At 69.4% G+C, this 18,185-nt stretch carries 19 protein-coding genes; 7 read left to right on the top strand and 12 right to left on the bottom strand.

Annotation, left to right across the window (positions count from 1 at the left end):
- Nucleotides 1-8: 8 nt before the first annotated feature.
- Both BFN01_RS13250 and BFN01_RS13245 read left to right on the top strand, forming a co-directional pair.
- Nucleotides 9-770, top strand: coding sequence for a 3-hydroxyacyl-CoA dehydrogenase (locus BFN01_RS13250; protein WP_071644812.1), 762 nt, complete (start codon nucleotides 9-11; stop codon nucleotides 768-770).
- 101 nt (nucleotides 771-871) lie between these two features.
- Nucleotides 872-1,702 (top strand): NAD(P)-dependent oxidoreductase, encoded by an 831-nt coding sequence (locus tag BFN01_RS13245; RefSeq protein WP_071644811.1) that lies wholly within the window; start codon nucleotides 872-874, stop codon nucleotides 1,700-1,702.
- A gap of 55 nt (nucleotides 1,703-1,757) precedes the next feature.
- On the opposite strand, the gene BFN01_RS13240 is transcribed toward BFN01_RS13245, so the two are convergent.
- Together BFN01_RS13240 and BFN01_RS13235 are read right to left on the bottom strand one after the other, a co-directional pair.
- The gene (locus tag BFN01_RS13240; protein WP_071644810.1) at nucleotides 1,758-2,519 is read right to left on the bottom strand and encodes a sulfite exporter TauE/SafE family protein; all 762 of its coding nucleotides are present in this window, start codon (nucleotides 2,517-2,519) and stop codon (nucleotides 1,758-1,760) included.
- Nucleotides 2,520-2,543: 24 nt separating this feature from the next.
- Nucleotides 2,544-3,194: a bifunctional 4-hydroxy-2-oxoglutarate aldolase/2-dehydro-3-deoxy-phosphogluconate aldolase gene (locus BFN01_RS13235; RefSeq protein ID WP_071644809.1), complete on the bottom strand. Its 651-nt coding sequence runs from the start codon at nucleotides 3,192-3,194 to the stop codon at nucleotides 2,544-2,546.
- A 127-nt stretch (nucleotides 3,195-3,321) separates the two neighbouring features.
- Between BFN01_RS13235 and rlmN the strand changes: the two genes are divergently transcribed.
- Nucleotides 3,322-4,593: a 23S rRNA (adenine(2503)-C(2))-methyltransferase RlmN gene (gene rlmN, locus BFN01_RS13230; RefSeq protein ID WP_071644808.1), complete on the top strand. Its 1,272-nt coding sequence runs from the start codon at nucleotides 3,322-3,324 to the stop codon at nucleotides 4,591-4,593.
- Nucleotides 4,594-4,620: 27 nt separating this feature from the next.
- Here rlmN and BFN01_RS13225 read toward each other — a convergent pair whose 3' ends face one another.
- Entirely contained in the window at nucleotides 4,621-5,094 is a 474-nt protein-coding gene (locus BFN01_RS13225) for a histidine phosphatase family protein (protein ID WP_071644807.1), read from the bottom strand.
- Nucleotides 5,095-5,198: 104 nt separating this feature from the next.
- On the opposite strand from BFN01_RS13225, the gene BFN01_RS13220 reads away from it, so the two are divergent.
- Both BFN01_RS13220 and BFN01_RS13215 read left to right on the top strand, forming a co-directional pair.
- Entirely contained in the window at nucleotides 5,199-6,791 is a 1,593-nt protein-coding gene (locus BFN01_RS13220) for a DUF4407 domain-containing protein (protein ID WP_083428816.1), read from the top strand.
- A gap of 152 nt (nucleotides 6,792-6,943) precedes the next feature.
- Nucleotides 6,944-7,957, top strand: coding sequence for an aldo/keto reductase family protein (locus BFN01_RS13215; protein ID WP_071644806.1), 1,014 nt, complete (start codon nucleotides 6,944-6,946; stop codon nucleotides 7,955-7,957).
- A gap of 79 nt (nucleotides 7,958-8,036) precedes the next feature.
- Here the strand turns inward: BFN01_RS13215 and BFN01_RS13210 are convergent, their stop codons facing one another.
- The 4 genes from BFN01_RS13210 to BFN01_RS13195 are packed head-to-tail and all read right to left on the bottom strand — an operon-like array spanning nucleotide 8,037 to nucleotide 12,506.
- A complete protein-coding gene (locus BFN01_RS13210) occupies nucleotides 8,037-8,960 on the bottom strand; it encodes a carbohydrate ABC transporter permease (RefSeq protein ID WP_256221165.1) in 924 nt (307 codons plus the stop codon).
- A complete protein-coding gene (locus BFN01_RS13205; protein ID WP_256221164.1) occupies nucleotides 8,957-9,910 on the bottom strand; it encodes a carbohydrate ABC transporter permease in 954 nt (317 codons plus the stop codon). Before BFN01_RS13205 ends, BFN01_RS13210 begins: the two co-directional genes overlap by 4 nt.
- A gap of 5 nt (nucleotides 9,911-9,915) precedes the next feature.
- Nucleotides 9,916-11,223, bottom strand: a complete 1,308-nt coding sequence (locus BFN01_RS13200; RefSeq protein WP_071644805.1) for a sugar ABC transporter substrate-binding protein — start codon at nucleotides 11,221-11,223, stop codon at nucleotides 9,916-9,918.
- A 47-nt stretch (nucleotides 11,224-11,270) separates the two neighbouring features.
- Nucleotides 11,271-12,506 carry an aminotransferase class V-fold PLP-dependent enzyme gene (locus BFN01_RS13195; protein WP_071644804.1) on the bottom strand — a complete coding sequence of 412 codons (1,236 nt, stop codon included), beginning with the start codon at nucleotides 12,504-12,506 and terminating at the stop codon, nucleotides 11,271-11,273.
- Nucleotides 12,507-12,677: 171 nt separating this feature from the next.
- On the opposite strand from BFN01_RS13195, the gene BFN01_RS13190 reads away from it, so the two are divergent.
- On the top strand, nucleotides 12,678-13,373 hold the full coding sequence (locus BFN01_RS13190) for a FadR/GntR family transcriptional regulator (protein WP_071644803.1): 696 nt from the start codon (nucleotides 12,678-12,680) through the stop codon (nucleotides 13,371-13,373).
- 17 nt (nucleotides 13,374-13,390) lie between these two features.
- Here the strand turns inward: BFN01_RS13190 and BFN01_RS13185 are convergent, their stop codons facing one another.
- Genes BFN01_RS13185 through BFN01_RS13165 form a run of 5 tightly spaced genes read right to left on the bottom strand, consistent with a single transcriptional unit; the run spans nucleotide 13,391 to nucleotide 17,229 of the window.
- On the bottom strand, nucleotides 13,391-13,900 hold the full coding sequence (locus BFN01_RS13185) for a glycine cleavage system protein R (RefSeq protein ID WP_071644802.1): 510 nt from the start codon (nucleotides 13,898-13,900) through the stop codon (nucleotides 13,391-13,393).
- 18 nt (nucleotides 13,901-13,918) lie between these two features.
- Nucleotides 13,919-14,968 carry a PLP-dependent cysteine synthase family protein gene (locus BFN01_RS13180; RefSeq protein WP_071644801.1) on the bottom strand — a complete coding sequence of 350 codons (1,050 nt, stop codon included), beginning with the start codon at nucleotides 14,966-14,968 and terminating at the stop codon, nucleotides 13,919-13,921.
- A 50-nt stretch (nucleotides 14,969-15,018) separates the two neighbouring features.
- Entirely contained in the window at nucleotides 15,019-15,822 is an 804-nt protein-coding gene (locus tag BFN01_RS13175) for a GntR family transcriptional regulator (RefSeq protein ID WP_071644800.1), read from the bottom strand.
- A gap of 7 nt (nucleotides 15,823-15,829) precedes the next feature.
- Nucleotides 15,830-16,228: a D-ribose pyranase gene (gene rbsD, locus BFN01_RS13170; RefSeq protein ID WP_071644799.1), complete on the bottom strand. Its 399-nt coding sequence runs from the start codon at nucleotides 16,226-16,228 to the stop codon at nucleotides 15,830-15,832.
- Between the two features lie 26 nt (nucleotides 16,229-16,254).
- Nucleotides 16,255-17,229, bottom strand: a complete 975-nt coding sequence (locus BFN01_RS13165) for a ribokinase (RefSeq protein WP_071644798.1) — start codon at nucleotides 17,227-17,229, stop codon at nucleotides 16,255-16,257.
- A gap of 113 nt (nucleotides 17,230-17,342) precedes the next feature.
- Between BFN01_RS13165 and BFN01_RS13160 the strand changes: the two genes are divergently transcribed.
- Nucleotides 17,343-17,999 carry a transaldolase family protein gene (locus BFN01_RS13160; RefSeq protein ID WP_071644797.1) on the top strand — a complete coding sequence of 219 codons (657 nt, stop codon included), beginning with the start codon at nucleotides 17,343-17,345 and terminating at the stop codon, nucleotides 17,997-17,999.
- The last annotated feature ends 186 nt before the right edge of the window (nucleotides 18,000-18,185 follow it).

Here is an 18,185-nt window from a genome sequence, read left to right as displayed (position 1 = left end):
AGAACACGATGCAGATCACGGGACAGGGCGCGCTCATCACGGGCGGCGCCAGCGGACTCGGGCTCGCCACGGCGCGCAGGCTCTCGGCCGCCGGAGCGCGGGTCGCGATCATCGACCTGCCGTCCTCCGCGGGTGAGGAGATCGCCGCCGAGCTCGGCGGGCTGTTCCTGCCTGCCGACGTGACGAGTTCTGAGCAGATCGCCGCCGCCGTGGCATCCGCGCACACCGTCGCACCGCTGCGCATCGTCGTCAGCTGCGCCGGCATCGCTCCGCCGGCGAAGGTTCTCGACCGCGACGGCACGCCGGCCGACCTCGACGCGTTCGAGCGCATCGTGCGCATCAACCTCGTGGGCACCTTCAACGTCATCTCGCAGGCCGCCGCCGTCATCGCCCAGACCGAGCCGACCGAGGGCGGCGATCGAGGCGTCATCGTGAACACCGCCAGTGTCGCCGCGTTCGACGGGCAGATCGGCCAGCCCGCCTACTCGGCGTCGAAGGGCGGAGTGCACGCCATGACCCTGCCGATCGCACGAGAGCTCGCGCGTCACGGCATCCGGGTCTGCACGATCGCTCCCGGCATCATGGAGACCCCGATGCTCGCCGGCCTCCCGCAGGCCGCCCAGGACTCCCTGGGTCAGCAGGTGCCGTATCCGTCGCGCCTCGGCAGGCCCGACGAGTACGCGGCGCTCGTCGAGCACATCGTCACCAACGGCTACCTCAACGGCGAGACCATCCGTCTCGACGGCGCCATCCGCATGGCCCCGAAGTAACCCCCCCCGCCGGCCCTTCGAATCGCTCATATTGCCTCGAAAACCCTCCGGGTTCGAGCAATATGAGCGATTCGAAGCCAGAGACCTCCAGGAGAGAAACCATGTCCCTTGCAGGCAAGACCATTCTGATGTCGGGCGGCAGCCGCGGCATCGGCCTCGCCATCGCGCTGCGCGCTGCGGCCGACGGCGCCAACATCGCGATGCTCGCCAAGACCGACACCCCGCATCCGAAGCTCGAGGGCACCGTGCATTCCGCGGCCGAGGCGATCCGCGCGGCCGGCGGGCAGGCTCTGCCGATCGTGGGCGATGTGCGCGACGATGCCCAGGTCACCGAGGCCGTGCTGAAGACGCAGGGCGAGTTCGGCGGCATCGACGTCGTCATCAACAACGCCAGTGTCATCGACCTGTCGCGCTCGCTCGACCTCTCGGCCAAGAAGTACGACCTCATGCAGGACGTGAACGTGCGCGGCACGTTCATGCTCTCCCGTGCGGCCGTGCCCGTGCTGCGCGACTCGGCGAACCCGCACATCCTCTCGCTGTCGCCCCCGCTGAACCTCTCGCCCAAGTGGCTGGGCGCGCACACCGGGTACACGCTGGCGAAGTACGGCATGACGATGGCGACGCTGGGTCTGGCTGCCGAGTTCGCGGATGCCGGCATCGCGGCCAATACGCTGTGGCCGCGCACCACGATCGCCACCGCGGCCGTGCAGAACCTGCTGGGCGGCGACCGGGTGATGGCGGCCAGCCGCACCGCCGACATCTACGCCGACGCCGCGTATTCGGTGATCACCAAGCCCGCCTCGTCGTACACCGGTCAGACCCTGATCGTCGAGGACGTGCTCGAGGCCGACGGGGTCACTGACTTCTCGTCGTACGCCGCGGTGCCGGGCACGCCGGACGACCGCCTGTTCCCGGACATCTTCCTCGACTGACCGGCCGGCCGGCCGACTGACCGGCCGCGCGATTGACCGACTGATCGGCCGCGTCTCAGAGCAGCAGGTAGACCGATCCGGCGATCGTGAGCCCGATCACGAGCCGGTCGAACAGTCGCTGGGGGATCCGTCGGGCGATGCGGATGCCGATCAGCGCGCCGATCACGACCATCGGCGCGAGCGCGAGGTCGAGCAGCAGCAGCTCGGGAGTGAGCAGCCCGATGCCGGCGAGGAACGGCACCTTGGTGAGGTTGACGATCGCGAAGAACCACGCCGAGGTGCCCAGGAACACCTTCACCGGGGCGCGGGTCGCGAGGAAGTACATCGACATGACCGGTCCGCCCGAGTTGGCGACCATGGTCGTGAACCCGGCCAGCGTCCCGTACCCGGCTGCGGCGATGCGGGCGGATGCCCGGGTGCCGACACCGTCAGCGTCGACCGCCGACCCGGCGGCGTGCCGTCGCCGCCACAGCGTGAGCGCGATCATCGCGAGCAGGATCACGCCGATCGTGCGACGCACGATGCCGTCGGTGCTGAGCGCCAGGAAGACCGCGCCCGCGAGCAGCCCGGCCACGACCGCCGGCGCGAGCCTCAGCAGGGTTCGCCAGTCGGCGTGCCGCCGGTAGGCGATGAGCGCGAAGACGTCGCCGACGATGAACAGCAGCAGCATCGCCGCGGTCGAGGTGCGGGCGGGCAGCACGGATGCCAGGATCACCACCGCGATGGTCGAGCTGCCCGGCAGCGCGGTCTTGCCGAGGCCGGCGATGAGCGCCGCCAGGCCGAGCAGCGCCCACGCGCCGGGCTCCAGAGCGATCATGTCGTGACGCCGGGCACGGCGTGCTCAGCGCGCGGTGGCGAGAGCGGCGGCGAAGCCGGTGGCCCTGGCCTCGAGGTCGGCCCAGTCGGATGCCGCGATCGCGGCGGCGTTGGCCAGATCGCCGCCCGCCCCGACGGCGACGGCGCCCGCGGCGAACCAGGCGGCGAGGTTCTGCGGGGTCACGCCGCCGGTCGGCATCAGGGGAGCGTCGGGGAACGGGCCGCGCAGGGCGCCCAGGTAGCCCGGACCGCCGAGGGAGGCGGGGAAGATCTTGACGACGTCGACGCCCAGGTCGAGGGCGGTCATGACCTCGGTCGGCGTGAGCGCCCCGGTCATCACCACTCGACCGGTCTCGCACATGGCGCGGGTGAGCTCGGGGACGGTGCCGGGGCTGACGAGGAACTCGGCGCCGGCATCCGCGGCCTCAGCCGCCTGGTCGAGGGTGGTCACGGTGCCTGCGCCGACATGCGCGCGCTCGCCGTGCCGACGGATCAGCTCGCGGATGACGGCTGCCGCATCGGGTGTGGAGTAGGTCACCTCGATGCCGGTGATCCCCCCGCGGATGATCGCCTCGGCGGCCTCCAGCGCGGATTCGGGGGACGGTGCGCGCAGAACGGCGAGCACGCCGGCCTCGCGGGTGCGGGTCAGGCGGTCGTTCAGCGGTGCTCGGTTCATGGCGTCTCCTGCGCTCGGTCTGTCGGGCGTCGTGCTGACGGCCGTTCCTCATTCTGCGCTGGCAGCACCTGTAATGACAAGTTGACGCTCGGTGATATCCGAGCCGGCAGCCCGTACCCTGGATGATATGCCCGCATCCGACAAGACGCCGCCCGCCCGCAGCACACCCGTGCGCAAGACGGGGTCCGCTCGCGGCCCTCAGGTGCGCCCGGCGACGGAGGGCTGGACGCAGCAGAAGGATGCCGAGGGTCGCCCGCTCCTGCAGTTCGCGAGCCCCAAGCGGGGCAAGCCGCCGGTGCACCTGGCCGACCTCACCCCCGCCGAGCGCGTCGAGAAGGTGAAGGAGCTGGGGCTGCCGGGCTTCCGCGCCAAGCAGCTGTCGACCCACTACTTCACCCACTACACGTCCGACCCGGCGCACATGACCGACCTCCCGGCCGCGCAGCGCGACGAGCTGGTCGCAGGCATGATGCCGCCGCTGATGACCGAGGTGAAGCGCCTCGAGACCGACAAGGGCGACACGATCAAGTTCCTCTGGCGGCTGCACGACGGTGCCCTCGTCGAGTCGGTGCTCATGCGCTACCCAGGCCGGATCACCCTGTGCGTGTCGTCGCAGGCCGGCTGCGGCATGAACTGCCCGTTCTGCGCCACCGGCCAGGCGGGGCTCACGCGCAACATGTCGACGGCAGAGATCATCGAGCAGATCGTGCGCGCCAACCGGGCCATCGCCGACGGCGAGCTCGGCGGCAAGAAGGCGAACGACCATTCGATGGAGCGGGTGTCGAACATCGTCTTCATGGGCATGGGCGAGCCGCTCGCCAACTACAAGCGCGTGATGGACGCCGTGCGCATCATGGTCGCCCCGCAGCCGGACGGACTCGGCATGAGCGCCCGCGGCATCACCGTCTCGACCGTCGGCCTCGTCCCGGCGATCAGGAAGCTCGCCGACGAGGACATCCCCGTCACCTTCGCGCTGTCGCTGCACGCGCCGGACGACGAGCTGCGCGACGAGCTGATCCCGGTCAACTCCCGCTGGAAGGTGGGGGAGGCGCTGGATGCCGCTCGCGAGTACTTCGACAAGACCGGCAGGCGCGTGTCGATCGAGTACGCCCTGATCAAGGACATGAACGATCACCCGTGGCGCGCGGATCTGCTCGCCTCGAAGCTGAACTCCCGCGGGCGGGGCTGGGTGCACGTGAACCCGATTCCGCTGAATCCGACGCCCGGGTCGATCTGGACCGCGTCAGAGGTGCACGTGCAGAACGAGTTCGTGCGCCGACTCAACGACGCCGGCATCCCGACCACCCTGCGCGACACCCGTGGCAAGGAGATCGACGGGGCCTGCGGCCAGCTGGTCGCGACCAGCGAAGACGAGGCCGAGGCCGCCGCGCTGGTCTGATCCCGGCTGCCGCTGGTCTGACCCCGGCTACCGCGGTGTGCGCCGACGGAGCAGCCGGCCGGATCCCTCGATCAGCTCCGCCCACGCGTCGACGTCGACCGCGCATTCCACGACGGCGCAGGTCGGGAGGTCCACGAACTCGCCGGTGAGGTCGGCCACGGCATCCGCCATTCCGGGGTTGTGTCCGACGAGCATCGCGACGTCGACATCGTCGGGCAGCGCAGCGGCGACCGACAGGATGGTGCGCGCCGACGCGGCGTAGAGCGCGGGCTCGTCGGCCACCTCCATTCGGAACACGGCGGCGTACTCGTCGGCCGTCGTGCGCGCGCGCAGCGCCGTGCTCGCGACGATGTGCTGCACCCGCACGCCCTCCGCGAGAAGCCGCCGTGCCATGGCCGGCGCGTCGCGCATGCCCCGCGCGTTGAGGGGACGGTCGTGGTCGCGCACCGACGGATCGCCCCAGTCCGACTTGGCGTGCCGGGCGAGCAGGAGGGTCTTCATGGCGTCCAGCCTGGCATCCGCGGTCGCTCACCGCACCCCTTTCTGGGAGCGGCTCGCAGGGAGTATCCGGCGGTCGCACAGCCGCGATTTCCTACTCTGGAAGGATGTCCTATTCCGCACATCGCCCTGGCCGGATGGATTCCCAGGGGCGGATCTCGTTCGAGTCCGACGCTCCCGAAGGCGCGGTCACCGACGAAGACCTCGATTTCCTGCGTCAGTACGAGCCGACCGGCGCCGAGCCGGAGCACGCGCACGACGACGCCCCCGAGACGCACCCGACCGCGGTGATCGACGACGCCGCGCCCGCGGCATCCGACGACCGCCCGATCGAGCCGCGCCGGCCGCGCCAGCCGAAGCGCGCACCGCGCCCGACCCGCGAGCGTCGCCCGCGAACCCCCGGATCGCGCCTGCGCACGATGGCCATCCTCGGCGGCGCCGAGGGTGAGATCCTCGATCGCGTGCCCGGCGAGACGCCTCGTTTCGTGCAGATGTTCTTCGTGCTGGTGGGCACCGCGCTGGTCTCGGCCATCTCGATGATGTTCGCGCTGACCACCGGAGTGCAGGTCGCGATCTGGGCGGCCGTGCCGCTCGCGATCGTGTGGGCGGCCATCATCTTCAACCTCGACCGCTTCCTCACGTCGACGATGTCCTCGACCCGCAACGTGGGCAAGATGCTCGCTCTGGCCCTGCCGCGTGTGGCGATGGCGGCGCTGATCGGGTTCCTCGTCGCCGAGCCGCTCGTGCTGCAGGTGTTCCACAACGACATCGCTCGCGAGGTGGCATCCACTAACATCACCCAGTCGCAGTCCGATCAGGACGCCCTCGAGAAGGGGCCCGAGAAGAAGGCCCTGGACGCGGCGACCGAGCGCGTCGCCGCTCTCGAGAACCAGGCTGCGACCGGTGTCGTCGCCGGCACCGACTCCGGCTCGGCCACCACCGCAGCGGCGCAGGCGACGGTCGATGAGCTCACCGCCAAGATCGCCGAGCAGCAGAAGGTCATCGACTCCGCCCGTGCGCTGTACCAGTGCGAGCTGACCGGAGAGGGCGCGGGCACCGTGCCCGGCTGCACCGGGGTGAACGGTCAGGGCTCGAGCTCCGACGCCGCGAAGGCGCAGCTCGCTCAGGCCCAGCAGACCTACGACGCGCTCGCCGCCCAGCTTCGTTCGGCCAACGACGACCTCTCGGCAGCCGAGACGGGAGCGCAGGCGAACACCGCGGCCTCCGAGGCCACCAACCGCGAGCAGGCGAAGGATCAGCTGCCCGCTGCGAAGAAGACCTATGAGCAGGCGCTCGATGCATACAACACCCGGGCCGACGCGATCGCGCAGGGCAACGCCGGTGCCGTCGGCCTGCTCAGCCAGATCACCGGGCTCAACCGCCTCGGCGAGAAGGAGCCCACCATCTTCTGGGCACATTGGCTCATCGCGGCCCTGTTCTTCATGATCGAACTGCTGCCCGTGCTCGTGAAGGTGCTCACCAGCTGGGGCGACCCCTCGCTGTACGAGAAGGCCCGCTCGATCCGCAGGCAGGTCGAGCTCGATCGCGTGACCGCAGAGGGGTTCCGAGACAGGGCGGCGATCGTGACCGCAGCGGATGCCACTGCGGGCCGATCCCCGGCATCCGGAGTCCCGTCTGCGGATCCGGCGCCCACCGCGCCGATCACCCGCGCCGACATCCGCGAGACCGCCTCCGTCTGACATGATGGCGCCATGGCGGGCACCAGGGCGACCCTCGGTGCGGCCGCCGCGACGGTGGTGCTCTCGCTGAGGATGACGGGGCCTCACCCGGCTGCTGTCAAGGTTTGACGCTTGGATCTGCAGCGCGCCCGATCACGGATAGCGTTGTATTCATGGTCAACTATCGCTATCTCGGAAACAGTGGTCTCAAGGTATCTGAGATCACCTACGGCAACTGGGTGACGCACGCGTCGCAGGTCGATGACGACGCCGCCGTCGCCACCGTCCATGCCGCGCTGGATGCCGGGATCACCACCTTCGACACCGCCGACACCTATGCGAACACGGCAGCAGAGGTCGTGCTCGGTAAGGCGCTCGCAGGTCAGCGTCGCGCCGGTCTCGAGATCTTCACCAAGGTGTACTTCCCGACCGGCCCGATGGGGCCCAACGACACCGGGCTGAGCCGCAAGCACATCTTCGAGTCGATCGACGGCTCCCTGCAGCGGCTCGGCACCGACTACGTCGACCTCTACCAGGCGCACCGCTTCGACTACGAGACCCCGCTCGAGGAGACGATGCAGGCGTTCGCCGACGTCGTCCGCCAGGGCAAGGCGCTCTACATCGGCGTCTCGGAGTGGACCGCGGAGCAGCTGCGCGAGGGTCACGCGCTGTCGCGTCAGCTCGGCTTCCAGCTGATCTCGAACCAGCCGCAGTACTCGATGCTGCACCGCGTGATCGAGGGCAAGGTGGTGCCCACATCCGAGAGCCTCGGCATCTCGCAGATCGTGTGGTCGCCGATGGCGCAGGGTGTGCTCAGCGGCAAGTACCTGCCCGGCCAGCCCGTGCCCGACGGCTCGCGCGCGACCGACCCGCACTCCGGTGCCGACTTCATCAAGCGCCTGCTGCAGGACGACATCCTCGAGGCCGTGCAGAAGCTCAAGCCGATCGCGGCGGATGCGGGTCTGTCGATGCCGCAGCTCGCGATCGCGTGGGTGCTGCAGAACCCGAACGTCGCCGCCGCCCTGGTGGGCGCGTCGCGCCCCGAGCAGCTGGCCGAGACCGTCAAGGCCTCCGGTGTGCGCCTCGGCGCCGACGTGATGTCGGCGATCGACGAGGCCCTGGGCGACGTCGCGAACACCGACCCGCTGGACACCTACGACGTGTCGCCGAAGACCCGCCTGGTCTGACCCGCACGCTCTCACGAAAAGGGCCCCGGCTCCCGCACACGATCGCGTGCGGGAGCCGGGGCTCTCTTCGCAGGCGGGTCTACTCCTTTACGGCGCCGGAGGTCAGCCCCTGCACGATCCAGCGGCTCGCGAGGGCGAACATCAGCATCGTGGGGAGGATCGTCAGCACCGCAGCGGCCGACATGGATCCCCAGTCGATGTTGAACGTCGAGATGAACCCGTTCAGCGCGGAGGGCACGGTGCGGTTCTCGTCGGTGTTCATCAGCACGACCGAGAGGAACAGCTCGTTCCAGCAGTTGACGAAGTTGAAGATGAACGCGGCGATGATCCCTGGGGTCATCACGGGCACGAGCACACGGAACAGCGCGCCGAGGCGCGAGCATCCGTCGATCTGCGCCGCCTCCTCGAGCGCGTCCGGGACGTTCTCGAAGAACCCGCGCAGCATGACCGTCGAGAAGGGGATGCAGATCGCGATGTAGACCAGGATGAGGCCGGGTTTGGTGTCGACGAGACCCAGGTCGCTCATCATCGAGTACAGCGGTCCGAGCGCGATGAACGCCGGGATCATCTGCGTCAGCAGGAACGCGATGAGCACCGGCCCCTTGCCGCGGAACTCGAAGCGCGCGAGCACGTACGCGCTGAGCAGCGCGATCAGTGTCGCGACCGCACCCGCGGTGACCGCCACGAGCGCGGAGTTGCCCAGGAACACGCCGAACGAGCTCTTCTCGAAGAGGCTGACGTAGTTCTCGAGCGACGGCTCGCTGGGCCAGTACTCGATCGGGTAGGAGTTGATCGTGCCGGGCGACTTGAACGACGTCAGGGCGATCCAGTACAGCGGGAACAGCGTGATGATCAGCCACAGCGCCAAGCCGACCACTCGGATCACGCCGCCGACCGTCACCCGGCGCGGACCGCGGGGTGCGGCTGCGGGGTCGGGGACGGTCACGCGGCGCGTGTCGGTGATCGCGGTGCGGGCCGAGGTGGGTCCGGTCAGGGTGGTCATCGCTGCGCCCTCCGCATCGCCATGAGATAGAACGCGCAGAAGACGAACAGGAACGCGACCACGATGAGGCCGATCGCGCTGGCGATGCCGTAGTTGCCCTGCTGCGTGTAGTTGATCATCCACGTCGTGATGATGTGCGTCTGGTTCGCCGGTCCGCCGCTCGTCATCGCCCAGATGATGTCGGGGAAGTTGAAGATCCAGATCACGCGCAGCAGCACGGTCAGGAACAGCGTCACCGAGATGTACGGGATGATGATCGAGAAGAGCTGGCGAGCCTTGCCGGCGCCGTCGAGGCTGGCAGCCTCGAGCACGTCATCGGGCACCGACTGCAGCGCGGCGAGGATCATGATCGCGAAAAAGGTCACCCCGTACCAGATGTTCGCCACGATGACGGCGAACATCGCCAGCTTCGGGTCGGCCAGCCACGGCAGCGGTGCGTCGATCAGCCCGGCTTTCATGAGCAGATCGTTCACGACGCCGAACTCGGCGTTGAACATCCAGCGGAACAGCATCCCGATGAGGAACCCGGAGACGGCCCAGGGGAAGAACACGAGCGCCTGATACAGGCCCCGGAAGCGGAACCTTCTGCGCAGTGCGAGGGCGATCAGGAAGCCGATGACGAGCTGCGGCACGAGCGAGCCGACCACCCAGAGCACGGAGTTCCAGGCGACCGTCGGGAACGCCGGATCCTGGAAGACGGTGACGAAGTTGTCGAACCCGACGAACGGGGTCGAGGTGAGATCCCACAGGTTCCAGTCGTGGAACGCCATGCGGGCGCCCTGCAGCATCGGCGCGTAGGTGAACCAGCTCACGAACACGATCGCCGGCGCCATGAAGGCGAGCAGAGTCAGGGCGTGGCGTGCGCGGAACGGACGACGGGCGCGGGAGGCCCCGCCGGCGGTGCCGGCGGAGCCCCTCTCGCGAGTGCTGCGGATGGTCGGAGCCGACAAGACGATCAGCCCTTCTCCGCGGCGTACTTCTCCGTCCAGAACTCGTCCCAGGACTTCAGCAGCTCTTCGGTGGTCATGCTGCCGAGGAGCACCTTCTGCACGTCCTGATCGGACTTCTGGATCCACTCCGTCCACCAGCTCACGCCGCGCGGCTGACGCACGTTGATGTAGGTGTCCGGGTTCTCGGTCATCGTGACGTAGCTCGTCCACGGGCCGGTCTTGTAGAAGTCGTCATCGGCGGCCGAGCTGACGATCGGCACGAGGCTGTTCGCCTGGGCGAACTGCGTCGCCGGCTCCTCCGACGCGAGGAATTCGACGAGCTTCACAGCCTCCTCGCTGTGGGTGCTCTTCTCCGCGACGCCCCAGCCGGCCACCGCGAGCGGCTGCGCGGCCTTGCCGGTGGGGCCGGTGAGCAGAGGAGCGGTGTCCCACTGATCGGGCTTCAGCGACGAATCCTGCACGGTCGCGATGACCTCGGGGTCCTGCAGCAGGAATGCGGTCGAGCCGTTGGTGAAGCCGGCGACCATCTCCGGGTAGCCCCACGACACGGCCGAGGGCGGGGACGCCTTCTCGAACAGGGCGAAGTAGTCGTCGACCGCGTCCTGCGCCTCGGGGGCCGAGAACATGGTGTCGCCGTTCTTCAGCAGGAAGGCGTCGTCGACGTTGAGATCGTCGATCGTGTAGGCCTCGATGGCCGCCACGACGTTGCTGTTCGCGTTCTGACCGCCGCGGAAGGCGTAGCCGTAGATGTTCTTGGACGGGTCCTGGATCGCGGACGCCTGCTCGAGCAGATCCTTCCAACTGCTCGGCGGCCCGTCGAAGCCCGCCTGCTCGACGAGGTCCTTGCGGTAGAACAGCGACAGGCCGTAGAAGCCGTAGGGCAGGAAGTAGCTCTTGCCGTCATCGGCGACTGATGCCGACTGCGCGTTCTCGGTGAGCGCGTCCCAGCCGTCCCACTTCTCGACATCGGCGCTGAGGTCGCGCAGCCAGCCGTTGTTCGCGAACGGTCCTACGGTGATGTCGCGCACCTCGAGCACGTCGACGCCCTTGCCCGACTGCAGCATCTGCTGGATCTTTTGGTCGGCCTGCTCGGTCGGAGGTGAGACCAGGTTGACCTTGATGTCGGGGTTCTGCTTCTCGAAGTCGTCGAGCAGCCCGCGGATCAGCTCAGTGCGCGCGGGGTTGGTCAGGCTCTCGACCATCTGCAGCGTGACGGTACCGTCGGCGGGGCCGGCCGACGGCGAGCATCCGGTGAGGGCGAGAACGGCGACGGTGCCGATTCCTGCGACGGTCGTCAAGATCTTGTGCTTCACGATGTGCCTCTCTGTGGTGGGTTGCGGGGTGTTCTCGGGGGGAGTGCTCAGGCGATGACGGTCGTGAGGGGGATGCGGATGCCGGCGCGGCGCAGGATCTGCGGCACGCATCGCTCGGCGAAGGTCTCGAAGTCGGCTGCCTCGGTGTACAGGTGCGCCGACAGGCGGAAGTAGCCGATGCCGCGGAAGCTGGTGAAGGCGGTCTCCACGCCCTCCTCGTCGAAGAGATCCATGCGCAGCGCGTCGGCCTCCTCACGGGTCGCTCCGAGTCCGTCGGGCAGCCGCACCAGCCGCATCGACGGGACCGGTGAGGGCAGCGGGGTGAGCGGCTCGTGCGTGCCGAACGGGCGCAGCGCCTCGGCGATCATCTCGGCGCCGGCGTCGGCGAGTGTCGCGAGGGCGCTGCGCGCGGCATCCCAGCCGAACTCGCTCTCGACGAAGTCGATCGCCGCCGGCGTCGCGATGTACGTGGTCGCGTCGATGGTGCCCTGCGTGTCGAAGCGGTGCGGGTACGGCTCGGGCGCGCCCCACGAGTCGATCAGCGGCCACAGTTCCTGGCGGTCGGCGGCGCTGGTCACGAGCAGTGCTGACCCGCGCGGCGCGCACGGCCACTTGTGCATGTTGCCGAACCACCAGTCACCGCCGGCCTGCTCTGCCGCCGAGGCCACGAGCCCCGGCGCGTGAGCGCCGTCGACGAGGGTGCGCACGCCGCTCTCGGCCGCGATGTCGGCGATGCGGCGAGTGGGCAGCATCCGCGCGGTGGGGGAGGTGATCTGGTCGATCACGATGAGTCGCGTGCGCGGGCTCAGCGCGTCCGAGAAGCGCTGCACGACCTCGTCGTCGGATGCCAGCAGGGGCAGCTCGACGACGCGCACGGCGGCGCCGAAGCGGCGGGCCAGGCGCTGCGCGCCCATCGTGACGGCGCCGTAGCCGTGATCGGTGACGAGGATCTCGTCGCCGGCCTCGAGGCGCAGAGAGTTGTAGACCACGGTGGCGGCGGCCGAGGCGTTGGGCACGAAGGCGCTGTCGTCGGGGCGGGCGCCGACGAACGGTGCGGTTCGCTCGACGGCTTCGCGCACCTGCTCGGCGATGCGCGGGAACCACCCGACGGGTGTGAGATCGGCCTGACGACGCAGCGCGTCCTGGTGCTCGACGACCACGGTCGGCACGGCGCCGAACGAGCCGTGGTTCAGATGGACGACCTCGCGATCCAGCGGCCAGGCATCTCGTGCACGCGGGTAGGACTTCAGCCGGATCGGCAGTGGCGGCGTCGCCGTGGTCATGCATCCTCACAAAGTGTCGCGACGAGCTTCGGGAACTTGTCGCACAACTTTGGCATAAAGCTCGCGATTTGGCGAGTCCTCGGGCGGATAATGGTGAGAGTTGTTATACGAATTGGCCGCGCGAACGACATCCGACAGACTCGCACCAGCGGGTCGCAACGGGGAGGCTGGATGAGCGCACTGGACACGGCGGTGCACGGGCTGCGTGCGCTGATCGCCGACGGCTCGCTGCGACCAGGGGACCGCCTGCCCAGCGAGGGCGAGCTGTGCGAGCGGCTCGGCGTGTCTCGTGGCTCGCTGCGCGAAGGCATCCGGATGCTGGCGGCGCTCGGCGTCCTGGAGACGCGGCACGGATCGGGCAGCTACGTCGGCGACCTCAACGCGGGCGACCTCATCGGCAGCCTGTCGCTCACGGTCGGGCTGCTGCCGCTGGATGCGATCCTCGAGCTGTACGAGCTGCGCCGCGCACTCGAGGCGCACGCCGCCTCACTCGCCGCAGCCCGGATGGATGCGGAGTCGCTCGCCGAGCTCGACACCCTGCTCACCCGACTGGAGGCGACCGAGGACGACGACGAGCTGTCGAGCCTCGACCACCGATTCCACATGCGCATCGCCGAGGTGGCCGGAAACTCGGCTCTCTCGAGCCTGCTCGCCGTGTTCCGCGCTCGCTCGCGCGCCTACCGGATCTTCAGCACCGACAGCGCGGCCGAGATCAAGACGATGTCGGATGCCGGGCATCGCGCAATTCTGCGCGCACTCGCATCGCGGGATCCGGTGGCCGCCTCCGCTGCCGCCGCGGGACACGTCGCTCAGACCGAGTACTGGCTGCGCAAGCTGCAGCCGGACGCCACGGGCCTCGTCGACTGATCCCGGCTCGGATCGGGTCAGAGCGTGGTGATGTCGACCTGCAGGTCGTGCGTGAGCCGCTCGATGTCGGCGCGCAGCGCCTCGAGATCGGCGGATACCGGCAGTGTGGCGGTGACGGATGACTCGAACAGCCGGCCCCCGGCCATCGCGGCGTCCCGGGTCTGCGTGGTCATGCTCTCGATGCTCAGTGCGTGAGCGCTCAGCACACCGGAGATCTCCCGCACGATGCCTGCGCGGTCGTTGCCGAGCACGCTGATCGAGATGCGCTGCGCGGGGCCGGATGCCGGGGCGTCGGCGCCCGCGTGGACGGTGATCGCGAGCATCCCCTCGAGCGCGTCGAGATCGCTTCGCAGGGCAGCGACGCGATCGTCGGCGACCGAGATCTCGATCACCCCCGCGAAGGTGCCGGCGAGCTCTGCGAGCTGGCTGTTCTCCCAGTTTCCGCCGTGCGCGGCGACGACGTCGGCGACCGTCGAGACGAGCCCGGGCCGATCCGCTCCCGCGACCGTGAGGATGAGCGTGGTCATGCGCTCAGCGTAGCGCTCTCACCAGGCGCCGCCATCGAGGAAGCGCTGCATCCTCTCGAGATGCGGCGTCAGATCCCAGCCCTGCGCGGCGACCCAATCGTCGTCGTAGTAGGTCTGGGTGTAGCGGATACCGCTGTCGCAGATGAGCGTGACGACGCTGCCGGTCTCGCCGGCATCGCGCATGCGGCTGATCAGCTCGAACGCGCCGTACAGGTTGGTGCCGGTGGATCCGCCGGTCAGGTGCAGCGTGCGCTCGCGCAGCAGGCGGATCGCGGCAACGGATGCCGCGTCGGGGACGACGATCATCTCGTCGATGACGCTCGGCACGAACGACGGCTCCATGCGGGGGCGGCCGATGCCCTCGATCATCGAGGGCGTGCCGACGGCATCCCGGTCGCCGCGCCAGGCGGCGTAGAACGCCGAGCCCTCGGGGTCGACCACGGCGACCTCGGTCGCGTGACGGCGGTATCGCACGTAGCGGCCGAAGGTGGCGCTCGTGCCGCCGGTGCCGGCGCCGACGACGATCCAGCGGGGGATGGGATGCCGCTCCTGCGACAGCTGGCTGAAGACGCTCTCGGCGATGTTGTTGTTGCCGCGCCAGTCGGTCGCGCGCTCGGCGAAGGTGAACTGGTCGAGGTAGTGGCCGTGGCATCCGGCCGCGAGGCGCCGCGCCTCAGGTGAGATCTGCTCGGCATGCTCGACGAAGTGGCACCGGCCCCCGTAGAACTCGATGAGGTCGATCTTCTCCTGGCTGGTCGACCGCGGAACGACGGTGATGAAGTTCAGTCCGAGCATCCGGGCGAAATAGGCCTCGGAGACCGCCGTCGACCCGCTCGAGGACTCGACGAGCGTCGTGTCCTCGTCGATCAGGCCGTTGACCAGCCCGTAGAGGATCAGCGAGCGGGCGAGACGGTGCTTGAGCGAGCCGGTCGGATGCACGGACTCGTCCTTCAGATACAGGTCGATGCCCCAGCCGGCCGGAAGGGGGAACAGATGCAGGTGCGTGTCGGCCGAGCGGTTGGCGTCCGCCTCGAGCACATGGATGGCGGAACTGACCCAATCGCTCATGATCCGAGGGTAGCGGTGCGCGCGGGCGAAGCCGGAGGAACCGGATGCCGTCAGGGCACGTGCACCAGCGCGCCCTGCGAGCTGTCGGTGCCGAGGCGGAACTCGAAGCGCGAGCGATCGCCGCGGTGGTAGGCGATGAAGAACTCGATCGGCCGGCCCGACGCGTCGCGGCTGACGCTGCGCAGACGCAGCAGCGCCGAGCCGGCGCTCACGCCCAGCTGCGTCGCCTGGTCATGCGTGGCCACCGTGGCCTCGGCGGAGCGGACGCCGTGCGTCGCCACCACGCCGTTCGCGGCCAGCAGGGCGTACAGCGAGGAATCTTGCAGGTCCACTCCGAGCGTCGGCTCGCCGACGGCGAGGGGCATCCACGTCGTCGACAGCGACCACGCCTGGCCGTCGACATGGCGCAGTCGGGTGAGTATGACCACGGGCTCGCCCGGCTCCAGCTCCAGGGCGGCCGCGACCTCGGCATCCGCGTCGATCACCTCGTGCCGCAGCACCTCGCTGCGCACGTGGCCCCCGCGGCGCTGCACCTCGTCGAACAGCCCGACCAGCGTGTGCACGAGCGACTCGCTCGTGCGCGGGCGGGCGACGAAGGTGCCCTTGCCCTTGATCCGCTCGACCACACCCTCGTGTTCGAGCTGCGCCAGCGCCTGGCGCACCACCGTGCGCGAGATGCCGTACTGCTCGCACAGGCGGTGCTCTCCGGGCAGGGGGTCGCCCGGCTGCAGGCCGTCGCGGGTGATGCCGTCGAGGATCAGCTGGCGCAGCTGGTCGTACATCGGGGCGGTCGAGTCGCGATCGATGCCGTCGACGACGATGCCGGGCGTGGCGGAGGAAGGCACGGTGCTCATGCGCGCCTCAGTACGCGACACCGGCGTGCAGGATCACGTTGGCGTACGGGGTGAACTCGCCCGAGCGCACGAAGGCGCGGGCGGCGCGGGTGCGGGTCTTGAACTCGACATGCGGCACGAGCTCGATCTCGATGCCGGGAAGACGCTCTCGCAGCGCCTCGAGCACATGCGGGCTGATCTCGGCGACCTCGGCCGAGACCGTCGCGCCCTCGACGACCAGCTCCGCCAGCACCGTGTCGAGCACGTCGAGGAAGGCGGGAGCGCCGGGGCGGTAAGCCAGATCGATGCGCTCGGCGTCCGGAGGGATGGGCAGGCCCGCGTCGGTGACGACGATGAGGTCGGTGTGCCCGGTCTCGCTGATCACCCGGGACAGGGCGGGGTTGATGGTGGTGTTCGTCTTGCGCATCGTCTTTCCTCCGGCGTCGGGTGCGGTCAGTTCGACGCCGGGACGGGCGCCGGCGCTGCCTCGGAGTGTGCGGCGAGCAGCGCGTCGACCTCGCCGCGGTGCGGCAGGCTCGGCGATGCTCCCTGCCGGGTCACGGTGATCGCCCCGGCGGCACTGGCCAGGCGGGTGGCCTCGGTCAGGCTCCAGCCCTCGGCGAGTGCTGCGCCCAGGTAGCCGGCGTAGGCGTCGCCCGCAGCCGTGGTGTCGACCGGCGAGACCGGGATCGGCGCGATGAATGCGACGCCCTCGGCGGTCACGACGCACGACCCCTTCTCGGCCATGGTGATCACCGCGGCGCCGACACCCTGCTCGAGGAACCAGCGTCCGGCCCGCTCGGCCGATGCCGCGTCGGTGACCTCGATGCCGCTGAGCAGCGTCGCCTCGGTCTCGTTCGGAGTGACGATGTCGATGTTGCGCCACACCGCGGCATCCAGCGGGGCCGCCGGCGCCGGGTCGAGCACGACGGTCATGCCGTGCTCGCGCGCGCGGGAGGTGATGTGCAGAGTCAGCGAGGCCGGAGTCTCGAGCTGGGTGAGCAGCACCGACGTCGTGGGGGCGAGCGCGGCGAGGGCGGCGTCGATCTGCTCCTCCGACAGCTGCGCGTTGGCGAGCGGCACCATCACGATGTCGTTCTGCGCCGATGCGTCGACGCGGATGTGGGCGATGCCTGTCGGCCCCGGCACGGTGCGCAGGTGCGTGAGGTCGACACTGGCGCTGCTGAGTCCGTCGACGACGAGGTCGTGGAAGAGGTCGTCGCCCACGCATCCGACGAAGCTCGTGCGGGCTCCCGCGAGACCCGCGGCGACCGCCTGGTTCGCTCCCTTGCCGCCCAGCAGCAGAGTGAACTGATCGCCGAGGATGGTTTCTCCGCGCGCGGGGAGGCGCTGCGAGAAGGTGGTCACGTCAGCGGTGACGCTGCCGACGATCACGACGCCGGTACGGGAGGTCGGGGCGGGGGTCATGGTGGTCCGATCGTCGTCGTCTCGGCGTCCGGCTGTCTTTGGACGCCGACGGATGCTGTCATAACATTAGCCGAGTGCAAACCTGTAACGACAGGTTGACAGGAGGAGAACCGATGACAGCTCCGCGGCTGTACGTGGACAGTGCCGATGTCGATCGCGTCGGCAGGCTGCTCGCCGCCGGAGTGGTGCACGGCGTCACCACGAATCCCACGATCCTCGAGCGTGGCGGGCGGGATGCCGCTGCCATCCCCGAGCTCTACCGACGCTGGGTCGACGAGGGCGCCGACGAGGTGTTCTTCCAGACCTGGGGCGGCGACGCGGCATCCTTCCTGCGCAACGCCGACGGCATCCGCGCGCTGGGAGACCGCGTCGCTGTGAAGGTGCCGGCGACCGCCGAGGGCTTCGCCGCAGCATCCGCCCTGGTACGCGACGGTGCTTCGGTGCTCGTCACGGCGGTGTACTCGGTCGCCCAGGCACTCGCGTGCGCGAGCATCGGCGTGCGCTACATCGCGCCTTACCTCGGACGGATGCGCGATGCCGGCCTGGACGGCGCGGATCTGATCCGGCGGATGCAGGCGGTGTGCGAGGGCAGCGGCACGGATGTGCTGGCCGCGAGCCTGCGCAGCGCCGATGACATCGTCGGACTGCGCGAGCTGGGCGTGCCGTATTTCACCGCCGCGCCCGACGTGCTCGACGAACTGCTGTTCCACGAGGTCAGCGAATCCTCGGCGGCCGAGTTCGACGCCGCGATGGTGCGCCTCGGCGCCTGACCCCGCCCCCCTGGACCGCCGGCCCTGCCCGCTTCTCGACCGCCGGCCCGCTTCTCGCTCCGTCGACCCGCTTCTCGCTCGCCGACCCGCTTCTCGCTCCGGTATGAGCTTCGGTCGCCTAAAGCGGAATCGGGCGGCACCAACTCATACCGGAGCGAGTGGCGGGGGCGGGGCCCTATTTAAAAC

The organism is Microbacterium sp. AR7-10 (assembly GCF_001878835.1).
In the GTDB taxonomy this organism is placed as follows: Bacteria; Actinomycetota; Actinomycetes; order Actinomycetales; family Microbacteriaceae; genus Microbacterium; species Microbacterium commune.
Note: the sequence above shows the minus strand (reverse complement) of the source record. Positions and strands in the feature narration are given on the sequence as shown.

Coding starts and splice junctions, on each gene's coding strand:
- BFN01_RS13165 (WP_071644798.1), bottom strand. CDS start 17,229: ATGACCCCCGCCCCGACCTCCCGTACCGGCGTCGTGATCGTCGGCAGC.
- BFN01_RS13185 (WP_071644802.1), bottom strand. CDS start 13,900: ATGACCACGCTCATCCTCACGGTCGCGGGAGCGGATCGGCCCGGGCTC.
- rlmN (WP_071644808.1), top strand. CDS start 3,322: ATGCCCGCATCCGACAAGACGCCGCCCGCCCGCAGCACACCCGTGCGC.
- BFN01_RS13160 (WP_071644797.1), top strand. CDS start 17,343: ATGACAGCTCCGCGGCTGTACGTGGACAGTGCCGATGTCGATCGCGTC.
- BFN01_RS13225 (WP_071644807.1), bottom strand. CDS start 5,094: ATGAAGACCCTCCTGCTCGCCCGGCACGCCAAGTCGGACTGGGGCGAT.
- BFN01_RS13190 (WP_071644803.1), top strand. CDS start 12,678: ATGAGCGCACTGGACACGGCGGTGCACGGGCTGCGTGCGCTGATCGCC.
- BFN01_RS13220 (WP_083428816.1), top strand. CDS start 5,199: ATGTCCTATTCCGCACATCGCCCTGGCCGGATGGATTCCCAGGGGCGG.
- BFN01_RS13240 (WP_071644810.1), bottom strand. CDS start 2,519: ATGATCGCTCTGGAGCCCGGCGCGTGGGCGCTGCTCGGCCTGGCGGCG.
- BFN01_RS13180 (WP_071644801.1), bottom strand. CDS start 14,968: ATGAGCGATTGGGTCAGTTCCGCCATCCATGTGCTCGAGGCGGACGCC.
- rbsD (WP_071644799.1), bottom strand. CDS start 16,228: ATGCGCAAGACGAACACCACCATCAACCCCGCCCTGTCCCGGGTGATC.
- BFN01_RS13245 (WP_071644811.1), top strand. CDS start 872: ATGTCCCTTGCAGGCAAGACCATTCTGATGTCGGGCGGCAGCCGCGGC.
- BFN01_RS13235 (WP_071644809.1), bottom strand. CDS start 3,194: ATGAACCGAGCACCGCTGAACGACCGCCTGACCCGCACCCGCGAGGCC.
- BFN01_RS13250 (WP_071644812.1), top strand. CDS start 9: ATGCAGATCACGGGACAGGGCGCGCTCATCACGGGCGGCGCCAGCGGA.
- BFN01_RS13210 (WP_256221165.1), bottom strand. CDS start 8,960: ATGACCACCCTGACCGGACCCACCTCGGCCCGCACCGCGATCACCGAC.
- BFN01_RS13175 (WP_071644800.1), bottom strand. CDS start 15,822: ATGAGCACCGTGCCTTCCTCCGCCACGCCCGGCATCGTCGTCGACGGC.
- BFN01_RS13195 (WP_071644804.1), bottom strand. CDS start 12,506: ATGACCACGGCGACGCCGCCACTGCCGATCCGGCTGAAGTCCTACCCG.
- BFN01_RS13215 (WP_071644806.1), top strand. CDS start 6,944: ATGGTCAACTATCGCTATCTCGGAAACAGTGGTCTCAAGGTATCTGAG.